The 25,115-nt window shown below is 47.9% G+C and carries 21 protein-coding genes; 12 read left to right on the forward strand and 9 right to left on the reverse strand.

Going from position 1 to position 25,115, the window contains the following annotated elements; all coding sequences use genetic code 11:
• Positions 1 to 2 precede the first annotated feature (2 nt).
• Positions 3 to 1,139, reverse strand: a complete 1,137-nt coding sequence (msrB, locus tag CEW91_RS05095; RefSeq protein WP_088767953.1) for a peptide-methionine (R)-S-oxide reductase MsrB — start codon at positions 1,137 to 1,139, stop codon at positions 3 to 5.
• Between the two features lie 45 nt (positions 1,140 to 1,184).
• On the opposite strand from msrB, the gene CEW91_RS05100 reads away from it, so the two are divergent.
• Positions 1,185 to 2,204, forward strand: coding sequence for a hypothetical protein (locus CEW91_RS05100; protein ID WP_088767954.1), 1,020 nt, complete (start codon positions 1,185 to 1,187; stop codon positions 2,202 to 2,204).
• Here the strand turns inward: CEW91_RS05100 and CEW91_RS05105 are convergent.
• The 5 genes from CEW91_RS05105 to CEW91_RS05125 all read right to left on the reverse strand — a co-directional run bounded on the left by CEW91_RS05105 (position 2,141) and on the right by CEW91_RS05125 (position 9,741).
• Positions 2,141 to 3,937 (reverse strand): ExeM/NucH family extracellular endonuclease, encoded by a 1,797-nt coding sequence (locus tag CEW91_RS05105; RefSeq protein WP_088767955.1) that lies wholly within the window; start codon positions 3,935 to 3,937, stop codon positions 2,141 to 2,143. The genes CEW91_RS05100 and CEW91_RS05105 overlap by 64 nt on opposite strands.
• 2 nt (positions 3,938 to 3,939) lie before the next feature.
• Entirely contained in the window at positions 3,940 to 4,419 is a 480-nt protein-coding gene (locus CEW91_RS05110) for a MarR family winged helix-turn-helix transcriptional regulator (protein ID WP_088767956.1), read from the reverse strand.
• 14 nt (positions 4,420 to 4,433) lie between these two features.
• On the reverse strand, positions 4,434 to 5,528 hold the full coding sequence (locus CEW91_RS05115) for a CsiV family protein (RefSeq protein WP_088767957.1): 1,095 nt from the start codon (positions 5,526 to 5,528) through the stop codon (positions 4,434 to 4,436).
• A gap of 20 nt (positions 5,529 to 5,548) precedes the next feature.
• Positions 5,549 to 9,028: a transcription-repair coupling factor gene (gene mfd / locus CEW91_RS05120; RefSeq protein WP_088767958.1), complete on the reverse strand. Its 3,480-nt coding sequence runs from the start codon at positions 9,026 to 9,028 to the stop codon at positions 5,549 to 5,551.
• 71 nt (positions 9,029 to 9,099) lie between these two features.
• Complete coding sequence (locus CEW91_RS05125) at positions 9,100 to 9,741, reverse strand: PilZ domain-containing protein (RefSeq protein WP_088767959.1); 642 nt, start codon at positions 9,739 to 9,741, stop codon at positions 9,100 to 9,102.
• Between the two features lie 85 nt (positions 9,742 to 9,826).
• Here CEW91_RS05125 and CEW91_RS05130 point away from each other — a divergent pair, with 85 nt between their 5' ends.
• Genes CEW91_RS05130 through CEW91_RS05140 form a run of 3 tightly spaced genes read left to right on the forward strand, consistent with a single transcriptional unit; the run spans position 9,827 to position 12,988 of the window.
• Complete coding sequence (locus CEW91_RS05130; protein ID WP_088767960.1) at positions 9,827 to 11,053, forward strand: lipoprotein-releasing ABC transporter permease subunit; 1,227 nt, start codon at positions 9,827 to 9,829, stop codon at positions 11,051 to 11,053.
• On the forward strand, positions 11,046 to 11,756 hold the full coding sequence (gene lolD / locus CEW91_RS05135; RefSeq protein ID WP_088767961.1) for a lipoprotein-releasing ABC transporter ATP-binding protein LolD: 711 nt from the start codon (positions 11,046 to 11,048) through the stop codon (positions 11,754 to 11,756). The genes CEW91_RS05130 and lolD overlap by 8 nt, the downstream gene beginning before the upstream one ends.
• The gene (locus tag CEW91_RS05140; RefSeq protein ID WP_088767962.1) at positions 11,753 to 12,988 is read left to right on the forward strand and encodes a lipoprotein-releasing ABC transporter permease subunit; all 1,236 of its coding nucleotides are present in this window, start codon (positions 11,753 to 11,755) and stop codon (positions 12,986 to 12,988) included. Before lolD ends, CEW91_RS05140 begins: the two co-directional genes overlap by 4 nt.
• Here CEW91_RS05140 and CEW91_RS05145 read toward each other — a convergent pair.
• The gene (locus CEW91_RS05145; protein ID WP_088767963.1) at positions 12,985 to 13,494 is read right to left on the reverse strand and encodes a DUF2062 domain-containing protein; all 510 of its coding nucleotides are present in this window, start codon (positions 13,492 to 13,494) and stop codon (positions 12,985 to 12,987) included. The two genes, CEW91_RS05140 and CEW91_RS05145, sit on opposite strands and share 4 nt — an antisense overlap.
• Positions 13,495 to 13,544: 50 nt before the next feature.
• Here CEW91_RS05145 and CEW91_RS05150 point away from each other — a divergent pair, with 50 nt between their 5' ends.
• From CEW91_RS05150 to kdsB, 5 genes are read left to right on the forward strand one after another with little or no spacing between them, the layout of a single operon-like run.
• Positions 13,545 to 15,701: a DNA internalization-related competence protein ComEC/Rec2 gene (locus CEW91_RS05150; protein WP_088767964.1), complete on the forward strand. Its 2,157-nt coding sequence runs from the start codon at positions 13,545 to 13,547 to the stop codon at positions 15,699 to 15,701.
• A gap of 35 nt (positions 15,702 to 15,736) precedes the next feature.
• Positions 15,737 to 17,485 (forward strand): lipid A export permease/ATP-binding protein MsbA, encoded by a 1,749-nt coding sequence (msbA, locus tag CEW91_RS05155; RefSeq protein ID WP_088767965.1) that lies wholly within the window; start codon positions 15,737 to 15,739, stop codon positions 17,483 to 17,485.
• On the forward strand, positions 17,485 to 18,471 hold the full coding sequence (gene lpxK, locus CEW91_RS05160; RefSeq protein WP_088767966.1) for a tetraacyldisaccharide 4'-kinase: 987 nt from the start codon (positions 17,485 to 17,487) through the stop codon (positions 18,469 to 18,471). The genes msbA and lpxK overlap by 1 nt, the downstream gene beginning before the upstream one ends.
• The gene (locus tag CEW91_RS05165) at positions 18,461 to 18,658 is read left to right on the forward strand and encodes a Trm112 family protein (RefSeq protein ID WP_088767967.1); all 198 of its coding nucleotides are present in this window, start codon (positions 18,461 to 18,463) and stop codon (positions 18,656 to 18,658) included. Before lpxK ends, CEW91_RS05165 begins: the two co-directional genes overlap by 11 nt.
• Positions 18,655 to 19,416: a 3-deoxy-manno-octulosonate cytidylyltransferase gene (kdsB, locus tag CEW91_RS05170; protein WP_088767968.1), complete on the forward strand. Its 762-nt coding sequence runs from the start codon at positions 18,655 to 18,657 to the stop codon at positions 19,414 to 19,416. The genes CEW91_RS05165 and kdsB overlap by 4 nt, the downstream gene beginning before the upstream one ends.
• Positions 19,417 to 19,435: 19 nt before the next feature.
• Here the strand turns inward: kdsB and CEW91_RS05175 are convergent, their stop codons facing one another.
• Positions 19,436 to 20,782, reverse strand: coding sequence for a KamA family radical SAM protein (locus CEW91_RS05175; RefSeq protein WP_088767969.1), 1,347 nt, complete (start codon positions 20,780 to 20,782; stop codon positions 19,436 to 19,438).
• Between the two features lie 241 nt (positions 20,783 to 21,023).
• A complete protein-coding gene (gltA, locus tag CEW91_RS05180) occupies positions 21,024 to 22,304 on the reverse strand; it encodes a citrate synthase (RefSeq protein WP_088767970.1) in 1,281 nt (426 codons plus the stop codon).
• Between the two features lie 316 nt (positions 22,305 to 22,620).
• Between gltA and sdhC the strand changes: the two genes are divergently transcribed.
• Genes sdhC through sdhA form a run of 3 tightly spaced genes read left to right on the forward strand, consistent with a single transcriptional unit; the run spans position 22,621 to position 25,103 of the window.
• A complete protein-coding gene (gene sdhC / locus CEW91_RS05185) occupies positions 22,621 to 22,995 on the forward strand; it encodes a succinate dehydrogenase, cytochrome b556 subunit (RefSeq protein ID WP_088767971.1) in 375 nt (124 codons plus the stop codon).
• A complete protein-coding gene (sdhD, locus tag CEW91_RS05190; RefSeq protein WP_053952372.1) occupies positions 22,989 to 23,336 on the forward strand; it encodes a succinate dehydrogenase, hydrophobic membrane anchor protein in 348 nt (115 codons plus the stop codon). The genes sdhC and sdhD overlap by 7 nt, the downstream gene beginning before the upstream one ends.
• Entirely contained in the window at positions 23,337 to 25,103 is a 1,767-nt protein-coding gene (sdhA, locus tag CEW91_RS05195; protein WP_088767972.1) for a succinate dehydrogenase flavoprotein subunit, read from the forward strand. It abuts the gene before it with no gap.
• Positions 25,104 to 25,115 lie beyond the last annotated feature (12 nt).

The following is a 25,115-nucleotide window of genomic DNA, read 5'->3' on the forward strand; positions in this document are numbered from 1 at the left end:
CCTTACTCACCGGTGACTGCAGAGATGTAGTCACCGTATCCTCTCTCTTTCATGTCTTCCAGTGGAATGAACTTTAAGGCGGCTGAATTCATGCAGTAACGCAGGCCAGTTGGTGCCGGACCGTCTTCAAACACGTGCCCAACATGAGAGTCAGCGTATCGACTGCGTATTTCAGTGCGGGTATAAAACCAGCTATTGTCCTCTTTCTCAACCACGGCATTGGAGGTTATGGGTTGCGTAAAGCTTGGCCAACCAGTGCCGGACTTATACTTATGCGCAGAAGAAAATAACGGCTCACCGCTAACCACATCGACATAAATACCGGGCTGTTTATTATCCCAATAGGGGTTGTTGAAAGCTTCCTCTGTTTCATCCTCCTGTGTGACGGCGTATTGAATAGGGGTTAACTGTTCACGCAGCTGTTGCTTAGAAGGTTTTTTAAAATTCACCCATGGCTTATTGTTGGATTTGACGGATTGAAGCTCGCCACCGGGGGTATCATTAGTGAAGCGTTGGTAGTCAACGTCTGAGGTTTCACCCCAATGTTTTTCGACAAAGTCATAGCGTCCTGAGTTGTAGGTATAGACTTTGTAGCGAATAGGGTTCTTATCGTAATAGTCCTGATGGTACTCTTCGGCTTTGTAGAAAGAGGTAAAGTCAGTTATGGGAACAATAATTGGCTCGTTAAACGGGCCATTTTCGGCCAGCCACTGCTTGGATGCTTGTGCAATACGGCGCTGCTCTTCGTTGTGAACGAATATTTCGGGGCGGTATTGTTTTCCACGATCAACAAACTGACCATCCGCGTCCGTAGGGTCCATAATGCGCCAAAACTTCTGCAATAGACCTGCATAGCTGATAATGTCAGGGTTATAGTAAATTTGCGCAGCTTCCGTGTGGCCGGTTCGACCGGAAGAAACTTGCTTATAGGTTGGGTTCTTTTCGGTACCGCCAGCGTAACCCGAGACGACTTCTCGTACCCCACTAAGCTGTTCAAAAGCTTCTTCGACACACCAGAAACAGCCACCGGCAAGAGTGGCCACTTTTTCATTATTTTGCTTTGTTGGCTCGTTATTTTGTGCCATGCTGAAACAAGAAAATAACAGTGTAGCACTAACAATCGTAATGAGCTTTTTCATGACAAACTCCAAACGCCAAGGTTATTACTTTATAGACCAATTTTTATGAAAAAGATTACTTACTCAATCATTCTCACCTTAAGTTGTACTTTGCCCTGTATCGCTATCGCTCAGGAGCAAAAAGACGACGACTTTTGGTTGGACGGTTTCAGAGTGGGGCTAGGCGATACGGTTGATGCAACGGCGCTGTGGTTTGACGGTTTGTTTGGTGACGGAAAATTTGAAAATGAATACCATCGTTCGTATGGGCGATTGTCGGTCGCCCCGCAATGGGACGAATACGACGGTTTCGAAGTAAAGTCGCGTTTTCGAGCTCGTGTCGCATTGCCTAACCTGAAAGACAATGTGTCAGCGTTTATCGGGCGTGTGGATGATGACGAGTTTTTAGACGAAGAGTCAACCGGTAAACCGTCGGTGATACGCTCCCCGGAATCTGACCGAGAATGGTTGGTTGGGTTGGGGTTTGATCCTGAAATTCACGAAGGGCATCGGGTTTCTTACAGTATTGGCATTCGTGGTGGTCTGCGTTTTGATACTTACGTCAGGGCACGCTATATGACGGGCTTTGTGATTTCCGATAAGCAACAATTAAAACTGCAGTCAGCGGCATTTTGGCGAGACAGCGATGGTTTTGGCGTGTCTCAACGTTTTAACTATGAGTCGGCATTGAATGAGCGCTGGTTGCTGCAATGGGGGGCGTTAGGTACCTTTGCAGAAGAAACGGAAGGCTTACGCTGGAGCTCAACGGCACGCCTATATCACCTATACAACGAGGATAAAGCCTGGGCGACAGAAACCTGGGTAGAGGGGCAAACGGACCATGAAGTGCCAGTCAGCGACTATGGCCTTCGTTTACTCAACAGACAGCGCTATTTAAGAGAATGGTTTTTTGTGGAAAGCTGGGTGGGGTATCACTGGCCTCGCAGCCACTTGCAAGAGCAACGGCAAGGCCAATGGTTAGTGGGTATTGAGTTTGAGGTTCACTTTGGAACGACAAACGCCTACATGCCCGATGCAGAAAAACGTAAATCCAACACTAATGGATCGTGGTCTGACGAACGATAAGGTGTTGGCTCGTAAAACTCGGCATTGCGGTAGTCATAAATCCAGGGCTCATCAGCATTAAACGGTAAGTGATACACACCTGAGATATTGTCTTTCAGTTCATTTTCAACAAAAACGTGATCAAGTGCTCCGGCTTGGCTGTCATAAACATACGAATAGTCCGTTGCTTTTGACGGGTTGTAATACCCGTTGTTCGATAGGTATTGAATCGGGTCTTCCATAAAGTAGGCATTAAAGTCTCCGAGTAACACCGTGTTTGGGAAGGACTCCTCCGCTATCCATTTGCTTAATTGCTGAGCGGATTTAAGGCGTAGGGCGTTCCAACACGCCTGGCCGTCGTTTTGGTTGCTATTAGGACTTTCTTCGTCTTCGGGGCAACTACCTTTGGACTTAAAATGGTTAACCACAACGGTAAACGGTTCGCTGGTATTTTTATCGGTGAGTGTTTGTGCCAATGGTGGTCGGCTGCCCCAGGCGAATGCACCAGCGGTGTTCACTAGCGCATGAGAAGAGGCGCTAACGGTGTCTTTGTTGTATATCAGTCCAACGGTTATCTGGTCGCCGCCAATACGCTGAGCTTGTGGTTCAGAGATGTAATAGGTGACCGGGCCGGAATCGTTTAACGCATCGACCAATTGACGAATGGCACTATGTTCTCCGAAGCCGTCATTTTCAACTTCCATAATGCCGATAACATCGGCGTTTAGTGCGTTTATTGCCGACACGATTTTGGCCTGCTGGCGTTTCATTTCGTCAGGCGTGTCGGCGCCACGTGGGGTAGGGAAGCCCTGCCCCATGCCATTACCATTGAAGAAGTTTAAAACATTAAAACTAGCGATTCTCAGCGTGCCTCCGGCTTTGTCGGGAGCGTTATAAGCGACCGTTTTCGCTGCTGACTTCAGCTGAGGCGTTTCTAAAGGTTGAAACCGGTAGCGGCGATTAAATTGACTGGCGATACCAACCAACGGCTCAATTTCGGTACCTGTCCGTAAACTGTTGTGAGGGCCTGAAAATAGCTCTTCAAAAGGCAATGGACGGGGGGCTCTTTTATTGCTGTTGTCGTCCATTTGAATGCGATTCAGCTCATTCTTTGCTGCCAGTTCGCGAGCTTCTTCGCCGGGTTGCACAATTTGTGAGGGTGTCCACAAACGACCTGCGGATACGTCAACAAAGCCATATCGCGTGTAGTTGTAGTTCCCTGAAATAGTGAGAGTTTCATTGTTGCCACTGGAAAGCTTGACGCGCATACCCTCGATACGTTCAAAGTGCTTTTTATCGACAACGGGTAGAGTGAACGGAGTGGGCTTCGGTAGCGCATCAACTGAGCCACAGGAGGTTAAGTCGCTTACGTCGGTTAGCGTAGTAAGTTCGTCAACTTCCTGAATGACACCTGTAAGCACAATGGTGTCTTTCGGCTCTATTTTGCCAATGTGTTTGCTGGTTTGCACGAATAAGCCTTCAGACGTACCCAAATTGTCATCCGTGTCAGTCGGCGCGCTTTCAATAAAAAAGCCACCCAGTTCATTTTCAGACTGCCAGCTCGCTGTCACTATGCCTCTGACGGTGACCGTTTCACTCGCTTTCGGCGAGCTAAAACCGCTGCCTTGAACAATATTAATGGGCGTAATGTTTGGGTTGTCGGTTTGGCAGACATCAGCGACTGCAGCAATAGGCGAAATGGCGGCGGCTAAAGCCGTTATTAACGACGTTTTTTTAAACAGTGAGGCTGTCATAATTAATGATCCAGTTTGTGATAGCTGCCGACTTCCAAAACCGGGGCGGCGTCGAGTCGCTCAGCGTCCATCATGTTGGCAATGCGTTGCATGGAGGAAAGCAGTAAGGACTGTTCCCATTCCTCTAACCCTTGAAACTTTTCAATAAAGTCTTCCTGTAGCGGTTGCGGGGCCTTATTCAGCAGCTCCATACCGCTATCGGTCAGGTACAGCGATACACGTCGCTTGTCCTGCTCACTGCGGTGCCGATGAATAAGTCGACGATGTTCGAGCCGCTCAATCACGTTAGAAACCGTGGCCGGACTTAAGTTAATGTTTTGAGCCACTTTACTGGCGGTAATGCCATCGGCGGCTTTAATTTCTCTTAGAATAAGCAGCTGCGGGGCAGTGAGCCCGGAATATTTGTTGAGTTGTTTTGAGTATAAATCGATGGCTCTAATCACTTTTCTAAGTGCTAACAGAAGCTCTTCATACTTTTCCATTATCGGCCTCCGTATTAGTATCGTGGCGCAGACAGATCAGTCCGACGAATTTGGACAACAACGCCGAGTTTCGGATGGTCAAAATAATGTGTTTCATGGCTAATCACGCGGCGCAGTTGCGAAAAGTAATAACTGCGTAAAAACTCAGTATCGGTTTGCGCGCCGGCTAATGCCAGTGTTGCTTGCTCTTCAATGCTGTTACCAATGCGCTTTAGGCTGTCCATTTCTCGCAAGTTAAACTCACCGTCAATGTGTAAGTAATTGCCAATCAGATAAATGTCGATAAGGCCATCGAACTCCCAAACCAGAGGGTGCTTCCGATTGAGTGAGGGTGTTTGCTCAGGCTGTGGCAGTTTGCTGACAGGTTTAAACGGCTGTTGACCACTTTCTATTAGATTAAATAACTGTTCGATATCGGTCCGGACGTTATTGACATTTGGGTTTCTTAACGGCGCGACAAATTCCTCGTCTTGCTTAGGAAAACCGTCGTAAAAAAAGTCATTTGAGTAATTGGTTCCGGCAAATAAGCGGTATTTGGGTCCCACACCTTTTTTGAAAACCGGCTGTCGCCAGGCCAGGTGCAGCAGCGGCGTAGCCTGGCCTTTTTTGAGCAGTTCAGTGCGAATTTCATTCAGCTCCAGCTTCTCAGCCGGCACTAAAAACGGGGCGGCTGCCGTATTAATGTCGCCACCTTTGCCGTCAATGACAACCGGGGTTTCAGGCAATGCCATAAGCGGCGCTGGCGGAGCTAAAGGGTTACCCGCAATTGGAATCCATTGCTCTTCGTTTTCATAGCGACAGGCTAAGTCAATTAGTTGAGTGTCGTCTAATGGCTCACAAATGGGTAATCCGCTGATTAATGCTCGTGGCTTATTGATTAAGAAAGAAGTCAGCAAGTCGCGTTTTTTGCGTGCGTCGATACGAGTTGGCGACAGCTGGAATTGTTCGCTGGACTGATCAGCAATACGTTGCTTGAACACCAAAACTTCGACTTCAAACCAGCGCCAGTAGTCCTTATCCGGCAGCGCCTTTGCACTCACCGGGTAAGTGGCTGCAACGACAATAGCAGCAATTAAACTGTGTTTAATCAGACTGGTGACTGACGCCATTAATTTGCTCTCCTTGTGCACTAGGCTTCCGACTGCTCAGAAAACTCATCAAGTAAAGACTCTATCAGTTTTAAGCGACTTTGAGTATCTTCAAGCGACTGACTGATGCGCAGCCGGTTTGGACCGTCCAGTTTGTAATGGTTCGGGGCTTTTTGAATTAACCCGATAATTACTTCCGGGTTTATCTTGGTGTTATCCGCAAACTCAATGACACCGCCTTGATTACCGACATCCACTTTGCGAATACCTAATTGTTCGGCATGGTTCCTTAGACTGGTTTGACGCAACAAGTTCTTAGCCGCGTCAGGCAGTAGTCCAAATCGGTCAATTAGTTCCACTTGAATATCATCAATTTCTTTATTGGTTTCGCAATTAGCAATGCGCTTATACAGGCTAAGACGATTATTAATATCCGGAATATAGTCATCAGGTAGCAGTGCCGGTAATTTCAAGTCAATTTCTGAACGCTCATGCAGTAATTGCGACAGTGACGGTTCTTTACCTGCTTTTAACGCATCAACGGCTTGTTCCAACATGTCCATGTATAAAGTGAAGCCGATGCTTTCAATTTGGCCGCTCTGGTCGTCGCCCAGTAACTCACCAGCGCCCCGAATTTCTAAGTCATGGGTGGCCAGCATAAAGCCCGCGCCCAAGTCTTCTAATTGAGAAATGGCCTCTAGGCGCTTAGCGGCGTCTTTAGTCATACGCTTAGGATGCGGGGTTAACAAATAAGCATACGCCTGATGATGCGAACGTCCGACACGGCCTCGAAGCTGGTGCATTTGCGCCAGACCAAGATGATCAGCGCGATCCATGATAATGGTATTGGCGCTGGGAATATCAATGCCGGTCTCAATAATGGTCGTACACACCAATACGTTGAAACGCTGGTGGTAAAAGTCTGACATAATTTGTTCAAGCTCACGTTCACGCATTTGCCCGTGGGCAATAGTGACACGGGCTTCCGGTACCAGCTCTTCAATGTCGCGGGCAGTTTTTTCAATGGTGTCTACGTTGTTGTGTAGGAAGTACACCTGACCGCCGCGTAGGATTTCACGCAGTATCGCTTCTCGCACCGTCGGTTCGTCATACTCCCGCACGAACGTTTTAACGGCCAGGCGTTTCGCTGGTGGCGTTGCGATTATTGACAGGTCACGAATGTTATTCATGGCCATGTTCAGTGTTCGCGGAATCGGGGTTGCGGTTAATGTCAGAATATCAACATCGGCTCGCAGTCGCTTAATGGTTTCCTTCTGGCGTACGCCAAATCGATGCTCTTCATCGACAATGAGTAAGCCGAGATCGCGGCACTTCACGGTATCCTGCAGCAACTTGTGTGTGCCGATAATAATATCGACTTTGCCGTCTGCAAGGTCGTTAAGAATGGCGTTAGACTGCTTGGTCGTTTTAAACCGAGAAAGTACCTCCACACGTACTGGCATATCGGCGAAACGGTCACTGAAGTTTTCGTAATGCTGTTGTGCCAACAACGTGGTGGGCACTAACACCATGACTTGTTTACCTTCGTTTACCGCAATAAAGGCGCCGCGCATGGCCACTTCCGTTTTACCAAAGCCAACGTCACCGCACACCAGCCGATCCATCGCCCGAGGTTGCTGCATGTCATGTTTAACCGCTTCAATAGCGGTATGCTGGTCAATAGTTTCTTCAAACGGGAAGCCAGCGGCAAAACGCTGGTAGTCTTCGTCATTAATTTTGAATGGGTAACCGGGCTTAGCTTCCCGGCGAGCATAGATGTCGAGCAGTTCAGCAGCAACGTCCCGTACTTTTTCAGCCGCCCGTTTTTTGGCTTTTTCCCAGGCATCGTTGCCCAGTTTGTGTAATGGTGCATGGCTTTCTTCGCCGCCGCTGTACCGACTTAACACGTTTAGGTTGGCTACCGGCACATAAAGCTTTGAGGCACCTGCGTATTCAATAGTCACGAACTCTGTAGTGACATTACCGGCATCCAGTGTTGTCAGACCCTGATAGCGACCGACGCCGTGATCGATATGAACGACGGGTTGCCCGGGTTGCAACTCCGCCAGGTTACGAATGAGTGTATCGGCACTGACCGTCGCCTTTTGCTCGCGGCGGCGACTTTGCACCACTCGGCTGCCAAAAAGCTCTGTCTCGGTAATGAACCAGAGTTTGGCGTCGGGTAAGTAAAAGGAGTTGACGATGGGGCTTATAATTAACCCAACACCTTTTGCAGGCGCGTCTCCTAAATGCTGACACAGCGTCACTTTATGACCCAGCTTGGCAATAATCTCCCGCAGTGCTTCACGGCGTCCAGCGGTTTCTCCGGAGAGAATAATCCGCTCTGATTTTTCTAAAGCGTTGGTAATAACGCGGTTGAGCTTTTCAAAAGGCGCTTTTTGATGGTGGTCGGCGGCTATGTCGGACACCGACTGCGAGTGAAACTGAACCGGGCCCGGTTGTGCCATCTCTGCAGGAACGCTGGCACGCACGCGGCGGTACTGCTTAAAGCTAGCGTGAATTGCATCAACCGGTAAAAACACCTCGTTCGGATGCAGCAATGGACGCAGCGGGTCGAACTGACGCTGGTCGTAACGGTGATTAATGTCCTGCCAGAGTCGTTCAAGACTTGCCTGAATGTTGCCAAAGGTCACTAGTACCGTGTCTTCCGGCAAATAGTCAAACAGCGAGGAAGTTTCCTCAAAAAATAATGGTAGATAGTATTCGATACCACCCGGCAGCTGGCCTTTGCTGACTTGTTGATACACAGATTCGCGTTCCGTACTGGCTTCAAAACGCTCGCGATATTGGGCGCGGAACCGCTCAATCGCGGTTTTGGTCATCGGGAACTCGTGTGCCGGCAATAAGTTAATATCGTCTATCGGGTCTTTTGACAGCTGAGTTTCCGGATCAAACGGACGAATGGTATCGACTTCATCATCAAAAAAATCCAGTCGATAGGGCGTTTCGCTGCCCATCGGGAACAAGTCTAAAATGGAGCCACGCGCACTGAATTCACCGTGCTCCATAACCTGGTTAACATGCCGGTAGCCTGCTCGCTCAAGTTTTTCCCGCAACTTAATGGCATCCAGCTGCTGACCTTTTTCTATTTGCAGTGCCTGCCCTGACACATAAGAGGTTGGGGCAATGCGGTGCATCAAGGTATTAACGCTGACAATAAGCGCACCGCGCTTAGCAGACGGCAGACGTGCCAGCACTGACAGGCGGTCAGAGATAATATCCTGATGCGGCGAGAAACTGTCGTAGGGCAGAGTTTCCCAGTCTGGAAAGAGCGTTATGTCGTCATGATACTCGGTGTGTTCGCCGGCAAAAAACTTAACTTCTTCCTCAAGGCGATAGGCCTGATTGGCATCGGCAGTGACCACCAAAACCCGGCCCGGGGTCGAGTCAATCAGTTTGGCCAGAGCAAGTGCCGGTGAACTGCCTTGCAGCTCCTGCCAGGTAATGTCTTTGTCTTTAGATGAAGGAAAGGGCGGTCGTAATACAGATGCCTTAGTCATGACTACTCAATAGTTACGTTAAAAAGGTTGCAGTAAAAGCTGCGCGAACGACAGTATTATACTGAAAATGACTAAGAATTGGATGAGTCGTCTGCTTTTTCCTCAGCATTACTTTTTTGTTCACGGCGTTGCCTGGAGCGCTCTTTTAATTGACGGCTTTGTGCGTGCAGGCTTGCTCTTATGAGAAGCTCCTGATCTTCTTCGCGGATACGCTCAAAGCTTAGAGTGCAAAGAAATTGGTCACTGTTATCAAGTGGTTCTGAGCTCTCAAGGCGTGCATAACAGTAAATAGCCAACGCTTCTTGTTTGAAAAAAAGTTTCGCCTGAAACATTTGACCGACTTCCAACTGAGCGTCAGAAACAACCCGGATACCGCCACCACCGTATTCCTTCCCGGAGAACCGGTGCGCCGCATCGTCCTCGTTACGAAGCATATAGCCAAGTAGAATATTCAAACGCTTGTGTTGCTGTTCAAGAAAGTCAACTAAAGCGCTCCCGGCAGGCTGCTCAACCTTAATGGCTTGAATTTTATGGGTGTCACTTTCGGCCATGCTTGAGGCAATCAAAAACAGCTCCGGAATTTGCGCTTCAAATTCCTCATCGCTTGGCAGTTGGTCAGCACTGTCGAGCGGAACCAAGTTCACCGGGAAGTCGTCCTGTATGGTGAAGAAATCGCCTATTGGTGCTGTCATCGATGTCTGCGATTGCATCATTGCCTCTGCTTTTAGTTGTCAGGCTGTTTACAAGTCATTATGCTTGCTCGTAATGAATTAGCAACCACAAAAACATTGAGGGAACATGTTTCAGCCCGTCGAGCTGTTTATCGGACTGCGTTACAGTCGCTCACGACAGGGATCACCCTTTACCGCTTTTATAAATCGCTTTGCGTTTATCGGTATCGCGCTGGGCGTTATGGCGCTTGTCGTGGTGATGTCAGTAATGAATGGCTTTGAAGGTCAGCTGAAAGAACGCATTTTGGGGGCCGTACCTCAGGTCACGGTTCATGACTCTGACAACTCTCGACAACTGACCCGTTGGCAGGAAGCCCGCAAAGCCTTGCCGGATATTAAAGCCGTTCAGCAAATACTTCCCTATGTTCAAACTCAGGCCATTGTGCAGTTAAGTGACAAACTGTCGGTGGCACAAGTACAAGGGGTTTATCCGCTTAATGTGGGCTTACCCGAGCCAATGAAAGGCAAACTTACTCAAGGCGACTGGAACTCACTTAACGCGGGAGACTACCACCTTATTATTGGCGAGCGAATGGCGCAGCGACAAGGTTTAACGCCCGGCGATACCGTCCGTTTAGTTGCGGCTGAAGGCGGCGTTTATACGCCGTTTGGCTTAGTGCCTTCGCAACGTCGATTTGTCGTTAGCGGTATATTTTCGATGGGTTCTGAAGTCGATGACTCAGTGGTTTTCGCGCACGGCGATGACATTGCTCGGCTTATTCGCTTACCCAATAATGCCGTAACCGGTTTACAGTTGTACTTAGATGATGCGTTTAAGGCACCTATTGTCGCTGAGCAAATTCGCAATGAAACTGAGTTCACGGTGTCTGACTGGCGTTCGAGTTACGGACAACTGTTTGAAGCGGTGGGGATGGAAAAACGCATGATGTGGTTGATGTTGGCACTCATTATAGCGGTGGCCGCGTTTAATACCTTGTCGGCACTTATTATGGTAATTAACGACAAACGCCACGATATCGCTATTTTGCAAACGATTGGTCTTTCTCATAAAAGCATTCGCTCTGTGTTTCTTATGCAGGGTTCTTATAACGGTGTCGTAGGCTCAATGATTGGCATTATTCTCGGGCTTTTGGTGAGCTTGTTTTTGAACGACATTATGGCGTTAGTGGGGGGCGGTTTCACCGTTGGCAGCGGCGGTTTACCCGTATCCATTCAAGCAGGACAAATTTTCTTGATAGCAGTCGCCGCTATTGCATTAACCATTTTAGCGACGGTTTACCCAGCGTTACGGGCGGCTCACACGCAACCTTCGGAGGCGCTTCGATATGACTGATTTACTGCATTGCAGCGGACTGAGTAAGACCTATCAGGACGGCGATAACCAGGTTAACGTATTAAAGTCAGTCGACTTTTCCATTGCTGCCGGCGAGATGGTTGCTATTGTTGGGGCGTCAGGCTCAGGGAAAAGTACCTTACTGCATATACTGGGCGGGCTGGAAAAGCCAACGACAGGTGAGTTGATGTTTAATGATCAGGACATGACAAGCTGGTCTTCTGACAAGCTGTCCAGCTGGCGCAACAGCAACCTCGGCTTTGTGTATCAATTCCATCATTTATTACCGGAATTTTCGGCACTGGAAAATGTGGCTATGCCGCTATTAATAGCCGGAGAAAAGGCAAAAAACGCTAAGCAAACGGCACAAACTTTATTAGAACGAGTTGGATTAGGTCATCGTTTGTCACATCGCCCTTCGCAGCTTTCTGGTGGTGAGCGACAGCGAGTAGCGATTGCCCGGGCTTTTGTTAATAACCCGGATATTGTGCTGGCGGACGAGCCAACAGGGAATTTAGATGGAGAAGCGGCGGCCAGTATTTATCAATTAATGCTCGAACTGAATAAAGAAAAAGGCACAGCCTTTATTGTGGTGACGCATGACAACACATTGGCCGAGCAGCTGCATCGGGTTGAGCGATTAGTTGACGGTACTCTGGATGCTAAACGGTCTAATAACGATGCACAGGTGAGTCATCAATGAGTTTAGCTTGGCTCTTGGCAAAACGATTCCGCAGTCGCCGCGATAAAAAGGGTTTTTTATCGTTTATTTCAGCGTCGTCAACGACAGGTATTGCATTGGGTTGTGCGGTGCTTATTGCCGCATTATCGATGATGAATGGTTTTCAAAATGTGTTACAGAACAAGTTGTTGTCTGTGGTGCCTCATGTTGAATACAGCGCTGTGGAAGGTGAACTTAAAAATTGGGAGCTCATCAGCAAAATTGCGTTAGAGCACCCCGGCGTGACGGCAACAGCACCCGGTATTAATAGTACGGTTATGGTGCAAACCGATACCAGTTTTCACGGTATTCAACTTAAAGGGATTGATCCTGCCAAAGAAAATACGGTGTCTGAGCTGGCCAATTACGTCAGTCAAAAGGACTGGCAGCGTTGGACTTCTGAAGGCGGCATTTTGCTCGGCGCTGGCATCGCTGAGAAACTGAATGTCAAGGTCGGCGATTCATTGTCTATTTTGTTTCCTGAAAAGTCACAAAGAGGCTTTCAGTCTCCTAAACGCAAACGACTGAAGATAACTGGGTTGTTTGAATTCGGTGGTGAAATTGATCACTTAAATGCCTACGTGTCTCTCGATACGGCGATGCACGAATTAACCATTGCCGACGGGGTCACTTCCGTTCGACTCGCATTGAGCGATGTCTTCACCGCGCCGGCAGTCGCCCAGGAGGTCGGTAATCAATTGCCTGAGTTGGTGTACCTGAATGACTGGACGCGCACCCATGGGCATCTATACAGAGATATTGAGCTGGTTCGCTCGGTCGTTTATCTGGTGTTGGTACTGGTAATGGCTGTGGCGTGTTTTAACATTGTATCGACGTTGGTAATGACGGTTGCGAAAAAACGTCGCCAAATTGCGATGTTGAAAACGCTGGGCATGAAGGACCGAACATTGCTACTGACCTTTATGCTGCAGGGAATCATGAACGGGCTTTATGGCGTACTTTGGGGCGCAGGTATTGGTATACTACTAGGACAGTTCATGCCGGGCATTATGCGTTTTATCGAGTCGTTATTTAATATCGATATTCTCGATGGCGGTATCTATTTCGTGAGTGACATACCGTCACAATGGCAGTGGAATGATGTTGTTTTAGTGAGCGCTGTTGCACTTATCATGAGTTGGTTGGCAACCATCTACCCGGCTTGGCGGGCAATAAAAGTAGAACCTGCTAAGGCGCTGCACGACAGGGGCTAGTCACTTTGACGGTTGCGCCATGCTTTAACGACCGAGCGCCGCCAAAGTAAGCGAATCGCAATATAGCCAATTAAACTCGACAGTGTTCCTAAAATTAAGCAGCCGAGAATAAAGGCGGGACCAATGGTCGAAATGCTATGTCCCAGCCACTCCCAACTCAATTCAAACGCAAAGGGCTGTGGCGGTTCAGCCAAAATGGCATTACCCACCAAGTAGCACAGATAAAACATCGGAGGCATGGTAATCGGGTTCGATACCCAAACCAGACCAACGGACAGCGGCAGATTAACTCGGAAAGGAATGGCCGAGGCGGCCGCTAATAACATTTGAAAAGGAACAGGGACAAACGCGCAGAACAGGCCGACAGCGAACGCGCCGGAGGCTGATCGCCGATTTAAGTGCCATAAATTTGCATCATGCAATAGGCTGCCAAATATTCTTATTGCCTTAGACTCACGCACTTTTTGGTGGTCAGGCATAAAGCGTTGAATAAAGCGTCTGGCCATAATGTGATGTTTATTACCTGTTTCGATTTGCTCCAGGGAGGGAGCAAGCGATGGATTTAAAAACCATCAGGTTACTACTTATTGTTGTATTTTGCGGCATTTCTTGGGTGAATGCCAACCTTTATTGGCAAGAGTTTCAGTCATTACCCAGTGAATACTTTGACTCAGAGCATGATATTCAAATGACTCTCGATGAAATCCCTCAAGTCTATCAATATCATACGCGCATTACGGGACGAATTTTGCGTACAAAAGCGTTCTCACCCGCCTGGTACCAACATATAAAAGTGCAGTTAAACCTTTACACTTACGACGAACGTATCGTCCTTAAAGCGGGAGATACGATACGAGGCACTGCGACCTTCAAAGTACCAAAGAGTTACCGTAACGATGGCAGCTTTAACTATAAATCGTACTTAATGCGACAGGGAATAAGCGCCACCGGCTCAATCAAAAATGTATCCGTGGTACGCCGTTCCCCTACTATTCGTCAGCAGGTTTTTGATGCCTTAAAGCAGGCAGAGTTAGAGTTTGGCGGTGTTATTGCAGCCTTAACGATTGGCGAACGCAGCCTTCTGTCACACGAGGTAAAAGACGTTTGGCAAAAGACTGGGCTCGCTCACAGCCTTGCGATATCCGGGCTGCACATCGGTATGGTGGTTGGGGCGGTGTTTCTGTTTGTTTCGTTTTGTTTTCGGTATCTACCGGTGAGCCCCGTTTTTCGCGAACGCTATAACAAACGGTTGATATGTGCCTGTGTGGGTATTTTAGTGGCGGTGTTTTACGCATTTTTAGCAAACTTTGCCATATCGACGGTTCGTGCGCTTGTTCTTGCCGGCATTGTACTTATGCACAAATTACTTGGTGTGCGGGTTACCCCCTTGCAGTTGCTGCTAAGAACGAGCTTTGGGGTTTTTGTTATTGATCCGTTTGCCTGGCAGGATGCTGGATTTTGGTTGTCAATTTGCGCCGTCACCACGTTATTTTTTAGCCATTGGCGTTGGCGCTCGAAAGCAGGACGCATGGCCAACCTGCGACAACTCTGGTTCATCCAGTGGGTGCTGTTAATTATCATGGCGCCGTTATCGGTCTACTTATTCGGCGGTTTTTCTCTGTTTGCACCACTGGTTAACTTGCTGGTCTTACCGCTTATCAGTTTTTGGATTTTACCGCTATCACTTATTGGAACCTTGTGTAGCTTATTTGACGGTAGCCGTTACGCTCAGTGGCTATGGTACATTGCAGAACAGCCGCTCGTTTACATAATGCCTTACTTAAATCAGCTCAGTGTTCATCCCTGGAATTGGATGGCAATAGACACTTTGGCAGCGACCCGGGAGGCTCGTTTTGGGGCGTTATGGGCGCTAATTATTGTCTTTACGGTCCCTGTTGTGCGCGTTTGGCAGCGGATCTTGCTTGTTGTTTGTTTACCGCTCTGTATCTTTGTCTTACTGAATCAGCGAGACGGGCAACTGCGAATCCATGTGTTAGATGTCGGGCAAAGTCAGGCGATTGTTGTTGAGAGAAATGGCCGTGCTTTGTTAATGGACACCGGGGTTTCTTATCACAGCGGGTTCAGTATGGCCGAGCAGGTCATTGAACCCTTTTTGCGGTACCACGGGTTAGTCCCCGAGCTTGCTATTATCAGCCACAAAGACAACGACCACAGTGGCGGCAAAGCCTATTTAGAAAAACGCTATCCCGGAATAAAGTGGTTTGGCGCGACAACCGGCAAGCCATGCCTGGCTGGGCAGACGAACTATTGGAATGAACTGTCTTTGCACACGTACTGGCCAACAGCGTCATATAAAAAAAGCGGTCAGCTTAGCCGTAACAATGAATCGTGTGTTGTACAGTTACGTTGGCATGAATTTACCATGCTCTTTCCCGGCGACATTGAAATGGGAGCAGAACAATCGTTATTGACGTCAGTTCGCTCAAATGAGGTGCTCAATTCAACGATTCTGACCATTCCTCACCACGGCAGTAAAACGTCAACAAGTTGGCCATTGTTGCAGGCGGTAGATGCTGAAGCGTACGTTATTAGCTATGGAAAGCATCGTGGCTATAACTTCCCGCACCGATATACGATAGGTCGTTTACAGCGTACCGGTGCGCCTTGGTTCGGCACGCAAGAGGTGGGGCAAATCACCATTACCAGTAATGGGTACTCATGGAGTTTGGAGTTACCTCATGAAAACAGGTAGAATGCACAAAGTTTTAATGACTTATATGAGACTACATGGATTCTCAGCAAAAAAAACAGACGACTTTTAAGCGTTTAATTGGTTATATCAAACCTTACAAACTCGCTTTTATCGCCGCAGTTATTGGTATGATCGGATATGCTGGCGTTGATACATTATTCTTCTCGCAAATTGAAACCCTTATTGATGACGGGTTAACTGAGCAAAATTCCGATATTCTCATTTATGGTGCCATTTTCGTCCCGTTTTTCTTTATTATTCGGGGCTTTTTTAATTTTGCCTCAAGCTACTTCTTAAATTGGGTGGGCTTTAAAGTTGTCACAAAAATGCGACAACAGCTGTTTGATCATTTAATGAAGTTGCCAGTCTCATTCCACGACCAGCATTCTACCGGCGACTTAATTTCAAAAATCACCTATGACACACAACAAGTGGCGGAAGCCAGTAGCAGGGCTTTGCTCGTTTTAGTTCGTGAAGGCGCTTTTGTTATTGGACTACTGGGTCTCATGTTTTACCAAAGCTGGCAGTTATCGCTGGTCTTTTTGGTTGTTGGACCACTTATCGCCAAAGTTGTCTCCGTCGTGTCTAAGCGTTTCCGTAAAGTCAGCAGCCGTATTCAAACCGCCATGGGGAATGTGACAACCACCGCCGAGCAAATGATTAATGGCCACAAAGTGGTGGTGATGCACGAGGGTCAAAAGAAAGAGTCAAAACGGTTCTCTGAAATTAATAATACGACGCGTAACCAGAACATGAAACTGGTGAATACGCGCGTTATTAGTACGTCGGTTATTCAGTTCATTGCGTCATTGAGTTTGTCGATGGTTCTGGTTATAGCGAGCTTCCCGGAAATGCTGGGAGAGCTATCGGCCGGTGCGTTCACGACCTTGCTGACATCGATGATCATGCTATTACGCCCATTAAAGCAACTCACCAATGTGAACAGTGACTTTCAGCGCGGTATTGCTGCGGCAACGAGTGTATTTACTATCCTTGATGAGCCTATTGAAATTGATAAGGGCTCAAAAGTGATTGATCGCGCGGCCGGGCAGATTGAATTTGATGATGTGAGCTTTGGTTACCAGCAGGGCGATGACTTAGCCTTAGAGCATGTCAGCTTCAATGTTGCCCCAGGCAAAACGATAGCGCTGGTAGGACGCTCAGGGAGTGGTAAGTCAACAATTTCGAACTTGTTGACCCGTTTCTACGATGTTGAACAGGGGCGCATTTTACTCGATGGCCACAATATTAATGACTACAAGTTGAAATGCTTACGCCGACAATTTGCTCTGGTTTCCCAGCACGTCACGTTATTTAACGACACTATTGCTAACAATATCGCTTATGGGGCGTCAAAAGATGTGTCAAAAGACGACATTATCAAAGCGGCCGAGCAAGCGTACGTCACTGAGTTTACGGATAATATGCCGAAAGGTCTGGATACCATGGTGGGTGAAAACGGTGTTATGTTGTCAGGCGGCCAACGTCAGCGTATTGCGATAGCCAGAGCATTATTGCAAGACGCGCCAATACTTATTCTCGATGAAGCAACCTCTGCACTTGATACGGAGTCTGAGCGTCATATTCAGCAGGCCTTAGGGGCGTTACGAAAAAACCGTACAGCTATCGTTATTGCGCACCGCTTATCGACCATCGAAAATGCCGATGAAATTTTGGTGATGGATAATGGTGAAATAATCGAGCGAGGTACTCACCAACAGCTTCTCGATCAGGAGGGCGCTTATTCCCAACTGTATAATTTACAGTTTCACGGAGGCGCCTAATGTGGCTTCAACAGCAGTGGTATAAGGCGCGTATTCATCCGCTTTTATTGTTACTAGCGCCGTTGTCATTGCTGTTTTGGCTGCTGACAAACCTGCGCCGTAGTTTTTATTTTTTAGGGCTATTTAAGCGTCACAAAGTGGATCTTCCGGTTATTGTGGTGGGTAATATCAGCGTTGGAGGTACCGGCAAAACACCGATGGTTATTGCGCTTTGTCAGTGGCTAAAGGAAGAAGGCTGGACGCCGGGTATTGTTAGCCGTGGCTATGGGGCGAAAGGCCCTTTTCCTCATTCTGTTACTAAGAGCGATAATGCGGAAAGAACGGGTGACGAGCCGTTGGTGATGCATAAACGAACAGGGAGCCCCGTGGTTATTGCCCCCAAGCGGGTTGAGGCCGCAGAGTATATGGCGGAGAAACACCCTGACGTCGATATCATTATTTCCGATGACGGTCTCCAGCACTATGCGCTTAAACGCGATATTGAACTGATTATGCTGGACGCTGAACGTGGTGTTGGTAATGGCTGGTTGTTACCGGCAGGACCGCTGAGAGAGGGACCATGGCGCTTAAAAGGCTCTCAATGGGTAGTGTCAAATTATGGTCGCCACCCATTTGCCCGGTATGTCACGGAAGTCGAAAATGGTCAATGGTATCGGGTGAACAATAATGAGCGCATCGAACTGGATAAAGAGCAGACTTATAACGCAGTGGCAGCTATCGGCTACCCGCAGCGATTTTTCAACTCCTTGAAGGACCAAGGCTTTAAACTAGAGCAAACCGTACCTTTTAATGATCATCATGAGTTTGTTGAAAGTGATTTTAGCGGCCTGAAAGAATTCCCCCTATTAATGACAGAAAAAGACGCTGGAAAATGCCAATCGTTCGCGTTAGATAATTGGTATTATCAGCCAATAGCAACCAAACTGCCCGATTCGCTTAAAGAGCAGTTACTGAAAGAGTTGGAAAGGAAACGAAATGCCCATTGAAGCTAAAACGTTAAATATACTGGCGTGCCCTAAGTGCAAGGGGAAATTGGTTCACTATGTGGAAAAAGACGAGTTGGTTTGTCGAGGTGAGCAGCTTGCCTATCCGATTAGCGAAGATATTCCGGTACTAATTGCCGACAAAGCACGTGAAATCAGCAGTGAAGAGTTAGAAAAGGTTCCTTCATGAGCTTCACCGTAGTGATTCCGGCCCGTTATGGGTCAAGTCGTTTACCCGGTAAGCCCTTAGCTGATATCGGCGGCAAGCCCATGGTTCAGCATGTTTATGAGCGCGCACAACAAAGTGGTGCAGGGCGGGTTATCGTTGCCACTGATGACAGCAGAATAGAAAGCGCAGTAGAAGCCTTTGGCGGTCAGGTATTAATGACCTCACCAGAGCATAATTCGGGCACCGAGCGTCTGGCCGAAGTGATTAATAAACTGGCTATTGAAACGTCCGAAGTGGTCGTCAACGTACAGGGCGACGAGCCCTTTATCCCGCCGGAAATCATCCGCCAGGTAGCTGATAACCTGGCTAACCAGACGGCTGCGCGCATGGCGACGCTTTCTGTACCAATAAACGACGCGGAAGACATCTTTAACCCAAATGCAGTCAAAGTGGTGACTGACAGCAACGGTTATGCACTGTATTTCAGCCGTGCAGCGATACCATGGAGCCGGGACGACTTTGCTAAAGAGCAGCCGTTGCCCCCCGAGATTGTTGAACGTTATCAACGTCACATTGGTATTTATGCGTATCGTGCTGGTTTTGTATTGGACTACATTACCTGGGAAAGCAGCCCATTAGAGCATATTGAGTCGTTAGAGCAGCTACGCGTGCTTTGGCATGGTGAGCGTATTCATGTCGCTGAGGCAATAAAAACGCCCGCGGCAGGTATCGACACTGAAGCCGACTTGCAGCGGGCGAGAGCATTGGCCAGCGACTAAGCTGGCCTTGCGGAATCTGCTAGTCCATTTTGGACATTTGCGCATACTCATCTTCAAAGAAAAACTTCTCTTCCCCAAACGCCGGCTTAAGGTGATGGAGCCAGGTTGCGTCCGGATCGTATTTGGCAAAGAATGGGCGCTGTACCCAGTCAGGGTTACGACCCTGAATAAAGCGCAGTGCAAACACTTTCTCACCGGCAATTTCTGTTACGCCCTGCACTTCGACTTTACCTGGTCCGGCACTCATTGACGGTCCACGAACGGTACGCGCAATACCAGAGACTTGTTGGTACGCCTGTTGGAAGATTTCCCAAGTGCGTTCCAGCGGCACCTCAAAATAGCGTTTCGCACCGGTATCACGTTCAACGAACATATAGTAAGGGATCATGCCCAGCTGCACTTGCTTCGTCCACATGTTTGCCCATGCGTCCGGGTCATCGTTAATGTGGCGTAGCAGAGGCGCCTGGCAACGAATTTGTACGCCGGTACTACGTAAACGGCGAATGGCTTCCTGACAGACTTCGGTACGCAGTTCATTTGGGTGGTTAAGGTGCGCCATAATCGACACGTGCTTACCGCCTTCAACCAGACGCTCAAGTAATCGCAACATTTCATCCGCATCCGGGTCGGTAATGAAGCGATACGGCCAGAAAGTGAGAGACTTAGTGCCAATACGAATGGTTTTAATGTGTTCGAACTCAGGCTTCAGCAGACCTTCAAGGTACTCAGCCAGTTTGCGGGTACGCATAACCATTGGATCGCCGCCAGTTACCAGTAAATCGGTGACTTCTTTGTGCTGCGCTAAGTAGCGGTGCAGTTGATCAGCGTCGTTAGAATTAAAGCGAGTCGCTTTTCCCACAAACTGAGCCCAGCGGAAACAGAAGGTACAGTAAGAGTGGCAGTACTGACCTTGAGCTGGGAAAAACAGAACCGTTTCACGGTATTTGTGCTGCATACCGGGTAATGGTTCACCGTCGACATGAGGTACGTTCATCTGCATTTGCCCGGCCGGATGCGGGTTCATTTCCTCACGTAACTGTGTCGCCAAGTCGAACACTTCGTTCGTTGTATGCTTACCCGACATTAAGTCAGCCATGCGCTGAAACGCAGACGGCTCAAGCATGTCTTTTTGTGGGAAAGTTAGCTGAAACAGCGGATCGTTGGGTACATTTTCCCAATCAATAAGCTCGTTGAACACATATTCGTTGACGCGAAATGGTAGTACGTTAGCAACGACTTTCATTTCAAAACGCATATCATCCGGCACTTTTTTTAGTGCTTCGATTTTATCAAGCTGTCTGTGCTGATAAACCTTGAATCGACGAGGTTTAATGATGGGTTGTTGTACGTTAACTACTTGCTGCATAAGCCTCTCTGTAATTATCTGCAGTCAGTGGCGAGCACTCACTGAAAATGAAATCGGCCTTGTCGCTATGGGTGGCCAGCGAAATGCGACGTAGTATAAATAAATTGAAGGCTAGTTGCACGTTTTGTAGGGAATAAAAAGCAACGTACACGAACTAATTGTCGACATCTTCGGTAAATTTGTTGAATTTTAGCCAATAAAAAAGGCGCTCATTGAGCGCCTTTTCGAACAGCCGTTAGCCTTACTTTTTAATTGGGCTAAATTCACGCTGTGTGTAGCCAGTGTATAACTGACGTGGACGACCAATTTTTTGGTTTTCTTCGCCCATCATTTCGTGCCAGTGAGACACCCAGCCAACGGTACGTGATAAAGCAAAGATAACGGTAAACATGTTCGTTGGAATACCGATAGCTTTCAGTACGATACCTGAGTAGAAGTCGACGTTCGGGAACAGTTTCTTCTCAACGAAGTAGTCGTCTTCAAGCGCAATGCGCTCCAGCTCCATTGCAACGTCCAATAATGGATCGTCACGGTTAAGCTCTTTCAGCACTTCGTGGCAAGACTCACGCATAACGGTTGCGCGAGGATCCATGTTCTTGTAAACACGGTGACCGAAGCCCATCAGACGGAATGGGTCATTCTTGTCTTTTGCCTTCTCAATGTACTTAGGAATGTTTTCAACAGAGCCAATTTCAGCCAGCATACGCAAACACGCTTCGTTAGCACCACCGTGAGCCGGTCCCCATAGTGACGCAACGCCCGCTGCGATACACGCATAAGGGTTAGCACCTGAAGAGCCTGCTAAACGCACGGTTGAAGTTGATGCGTTTTGCTCGTGGTCTGCGTGTAACGTGAAGATACGATCCATAGCACGAGCCACAGCTGGACTAATTTTGTAGTCTTCGGCCGGTACAGAGAACATCATGTTCAGGAAGTTTTCTGCGTAGCCTAAGTCGTTACGTGGGTAAACGAATGGCTGACCAATGCTGAATTTGTAAGCCATTGCTGCAATCGTTGGAATTTTAGCAATTAAGCGATACGCACTGCGCAGACGTTGGTTTTCATCATGGATGTCTAAATCATCGTGGTAAAACGACGACAAGGCACCAGTGACTGCACAAAGCATCGCCATTGGGTGCGCGTCGCGACGGAAGCCATTAAAGAAATTATGGATGCCCTGATGCACCATCGTGTGCTTAGTAATCGTGCTCTTAAACTCTTGATATTGTTCTTCGTTTGGCGCTTCGCCATGCAACAACATATAGCAAACTTCTAAGTAGTCCGCTTTGGTTGCCAGTTCACCGATAGGGTAGCCGCGGTGCAAAAGTACACCGTTTTCGCCATCGATGTAGGTGATAGCCGACTCGCAAGAGCCCGTAGCCAGGAACCCTGGGTCAAAAGTGAAGTAACCGTGTTTTCCCAGTGTTCGGACGTCAACTACATCCTTACCTGCCGATGGTGAAAGTACTGGCAGTTCAATGGATTGGCCGTCAATCTGTAAAGTGGCTTTACGATCAGCCATAAGGAAATCTCCTCACTGTTTACTTTGAAAAAGTGGGCTAATTTAACTCGATCATGCCCGTAAATGTCAATTTAATTCGCAGAACGTGAACTAATTCTAGCAAAGTATACGTAGTGAAGATGAAGAAAAGATTACTCATTTTTGAGTTAAGTTAGACTTTAGTCGCATGACTAAACAGTTCACTTATCGAATCGTTGTTTTGTCGTTGTAAAATGTGGCTTGGGTCGATATACTCTTTCACCGTATTTGTAACAAATATCTTGTTGCACACACGTGAAAGACATTTCTTTTGTGCTTTATTAAAAGGCAATCTATCGTGAAAAAAGAAAGACCTGTTAATTTAGACTTATCAACTATTAAATTTCCTGCCGCTGCCAAAGCATCTATTTTGCACCGTATCTCAGGTGTCGTAATGCTGGTGTCTCTTGTTTTCCTTATTTGGGCGTTTGCTGTTTCCCTTAGTGGACCAGAAGGCTTTGCTCAAGTTGAAAACCTGATGACCAGCTTTATCGCTAAATTTATTGGCTGGGGTATTTTGACAGCGCTAGGATTTCACTTAATTATAGGCCTGCGCCATTTAGTGATGGATATGGGCTACTGGGAAGAGCTTGATTCGGGAAGAACCAGTGCGGTTGTTTCAATTGCACTTTCTATTCTTCTTTCCGTGCTAGTAGGAGTTTGGCTATGGTAACAGCAGCAGCTACTTTCGGACGCAGTGGCTCGCACGATTTTATCCTTCTTCGTGCCAGCGCTATCGTTATTTGTTTATACGCTTTATTCATGGCGGGCTTTTTCATTTCTACGCCAGATGTCACCTATGAAGTTTGGAGTGGGTTATTTGCTAACATTTGGATGAAAGTAGCCACAATGTTGGTTCTGACTGCGGTTCTTATCCACGGTTGGATTGGCATTTGGCAGGTACTGACTGACTACGTAAAAGCCGCTGGCTTACGTGCTTTCATTCAGCTAGTTTTCAGCGTTGGTCTCATCGCTGTTTGGCTCACTGGCTTATTCGTACTGTGGGGTGTTTAAGTGAACGTTAAAACTTTAGAATTTGATGCAGTGGTGATTGGTGCTGGCGGTGCCGGCATGCGAGCAGCGCTGCAAATTTCCCAAGAGGGAATGAGCTGTGCGTTGATGTCCAAAGTGTTTCCGACGCGCTCTCACACGGTTTCTGCACAAGGTGGTATTACCGTTGCTTTAGGTAATGCACACGAAGATGACTGGCAATGGCACATGTTCGACACCGTTAAAGGGTCGGATTACATTGGTGACCAGGACGCTATCGAGTACATGTGTAAAGCCGGTCCGGAAGCTATTTTGGAACTGGAAAACATGGGTTTACCTTTCTCACGTTTTGAGAACGGTAAAGTGTACCAGCGTCCATTTGGTGGTCAGTCAAAAGAATTTGGTGGCGAGCAAGCCGCTCGTACCGCAGCAGCTGCCGACCGTACTGGTCACGCACTGTTGCATTTGCTGTATCAGCAAAACGTTAAGAACAAAACGACTGTGTTTTCTGAGTGGTATGCGCTGGATCTGGTGAAGAACCAAGATGGTGCTATTACTGGTGTAACTACTCTGAACATGGAAACGGGTGAAGTTTACTACGTGAAAGCCAAAGCGGTTGTCTTAGCAACTGGCGGTGCTGGTCGTATCTACGCTTCAACCACGAACGCACACATCAATACCGGTGACGGTGTTGGCATGGCGTTACGTGCCGGCGTTCCTGTGCAAGACATGGAAATGTGGCAGTTCCACCCAACCGGTATCGCCGGTTCAGGCTGTCTGGTAACCGAGGGTTGCCGTGGCGAGGGTGGTTACCTGTTAAACAAAGATGGCGAACGCTTCATGGAGCGTTACGCACCAAACGCAAAAGATTTAGCATCGCGTGACGTTGTTGCTCGTTCAATGATGACCGAAATTCGTGAAGGTCGTGGTTGTGACGGTCCTTGGGGTACACACCTTAAATTGAAACTGGATCACTTAGGCAAAGAAACGCTGGAAAGCCGTTTGCCGGGTGTTTGTGACCTGTCTCGTACCTTTGCTCACGTTGACCCGGTTAAAGAACCTATTCCGGTTATTCCAACCTGTCACTACATGATGGGTGGTATCCCAACCGACGTTAACGGTCAGGCTCTGACTGTTGATGACAAAGGTGAAAGCAAGCCAGTACCAGGTCTGTTTGCTTGTGGTGAAATTGCCTGTGTATCGGTTCACGGTGCAAACCGCTTGGGCGGTAACTCACTGCTTGACCTTGTCGTATTTGGTCGTGCGACGGGTATGCATTTAGGTCAGACACTGGCGGCTAACAGCGAAGCGCGTGAATCGTCAGCGTCTGATGTTGAAGCGGCCATGGCTCGCTACAACCGTTGGGAAAACACGCAAAAAGGCGAAGATCCGGCGCAAATTAAGAAAGACCTGCAAAACTGCATGCAAATGAACTTCTCGGTCTTCCGTGAAGGCGACGCAATGGCAGAAGGTCTGAAAGAATTGAAAGAAATTCGTGAGCGCCTAAAACATGCACGTTTAGACGACACGTCGAAAGAGTTCAATACTCAGCGTGTTGAGTGTATGGAACTTGATAACTTAATGGAAACGGCATACTCAACTGCGGTTGCAGCAAACTTCCGTACTGAAAGCCGTGGCGCGCACAGCCGTGCTGACTATCCTGACCGTGACGACGAAAAATGGTTGGTTCACTCTGTTTACCGCCCAGAATCTGAAGACATGGTGACTCGTCAGGTTAATATGGCACCGAAACTGCGCGAAGCTTTCCCTCCGAAAGCTCGTACGTACTAATTAAGGGGTTAA

Source organism: Idiomarina piscisalsi, assembly GCF_002211765.1.
Lineage (GTDB): Bacteria > Pseudomonadota > Gammaproteobacteria > Enterobacterales > Alteromonadaceae > Idiomarina > Idiomarina piscisalsi_A.

What these genes read in the sequence shown, in the direction of transcription:
- CEW91_RS05105 (WP_088767955.1), bottom strand. Translation starts at nt 3,937, where the DNA reads ATGACAGCCTCACTGTTTAAAAAAACGTCGTTAATAACGGCTTTAGCC.
- sdhD (WP_053952372.1), top strand. Translation starts at nt 22,989, where the DNA reads ATGGTAACAGCAGCAGCTACTTTCGGACGCAGTGGCTCGCACGATTTT.
- msrB (WP_088767953.1), bottom strand. Translation starts at nt 1,139, where the DNA reads ATGAAAAAGCTCATTACGATTGTTAGTGCTACACTGTTATTTTCTTGT.
- lolD (WP_088767961.1), top strand. Translation starts at nt 11,046, where the DNA reads ATGACTGATTTACTGCATTGCAGCGGACTGAGTAAGACCTATCAGGAC.
- CEW91_RS05165 (WP_088767967.1), top strand. Translation starts at nt 18,461, where the DNA reads ATGCCCATTGAAGCTAAAACGTTAAATATACTGGCGTGCCCTAAGTGC.
- CEW91_RS05150 (WP_088767964.1), top strand. Translation starts at nt 13,545, where the DNA reads ATGGATTTAAAAACCATCAGGTTACTACTTATTGTTGTATTTTGCGGC.
- CEW91_RS05110 (WP_088767956.1), bottom strand. Translation starts at nt 4,419, where the DNA reads ATGGAAAAGTATGAAGAGCTTCTGTTAGCACTTAGAAAAGTGATTAGA.
- kdsB (WP_088767968.1), top strand. Translation starts at nt 18,655, where the DNA reads ATGAGCTTCACCGTAGTGATTCCGGCCCGTTATGGGTCAAGTCGTTTA.
- CEW91_RS05130 (WP_088767960.1), top strand. Translation starts at nt 9,827, where the DNA reads ATGTTTCAGCCCGTCGAGCTGTTTATCGGACTGCGTTACAGTCGCTCA.
- mfd (WP_088767958.1), bottom strand. Translation starts at nt 9,028, where the DNA reads ATGACTAAGGCATCTGTATTACGACCGCCCTTTCCTTCATCTAAAGAC.
- gltA (WP_088767970.1), bottom strand. Translation starts at nt 22,304, where the DNA reads ATGGCTGATCGTAAAGCCACTTTACAGATTGACGGCCAATCCATTGAA.
- CEW91_RS05140 (WP_088767962.1), top strand. Translation starts at nt 11,753, where the DNA reads ATGAGTTTAGCTTGGCTCTTGGCAAAACGATTCCGCAGTCGCCGCGAT.
- CEW91_RS05100 (WP_088767954.1), top strand. Translation starts at nt 1,185, where the DNA reads ATGAAAAAGATTACTTACTCAATCATTCTCACCTTAAGTTGTACTTTG.
- lpxK (WP_088767966.1), top strand. Translation starts at nt 17,485, where the DNA reads ATGTGGCTTCAACAGCAGTGGTATAAGGCGCGTATTCATCCGCTTTTA.
- msbA (WP_088767965.1), top strand. Translation starts at nt 15,737, where the DNA reads ATGGATTCTCAGCAAAAAAAACAGACGACTTTTAAGCGTTTAATTGGT.
- CEW91_RS05175 (WP_088767969.1), bottom strand. Translation starts at nt 20,782, where the DNA reads ATGCAGCAAGTAGTTAACGTACAACAACCCATCATTAAACCTCGTCGA.
- CEW91_RS05125 (WP_088767959.1), bottom strand. Translation starts at nt 9,741, where the DNA reads ATGATGCAATCGCAGACATCGATGACAGCACCAATAGGCGATTTCTTC.
- CEW91_RS05115 (WP_088767957.1), bottom strand. Translation starts at nt 5,528, where the DNA reads ATGGCGTCAGTCACCAGTCTGATTAAACACAGTTTAATTGCTGCTATT.
- CEW91_RS05145 (WP_088767963.1), bottom strand. Translation starts at nt 13,494, where the DNA reads ATGGCCAGACGCTTTATTCAACGCTTTATGCCTGACCACCAAAAAGTG.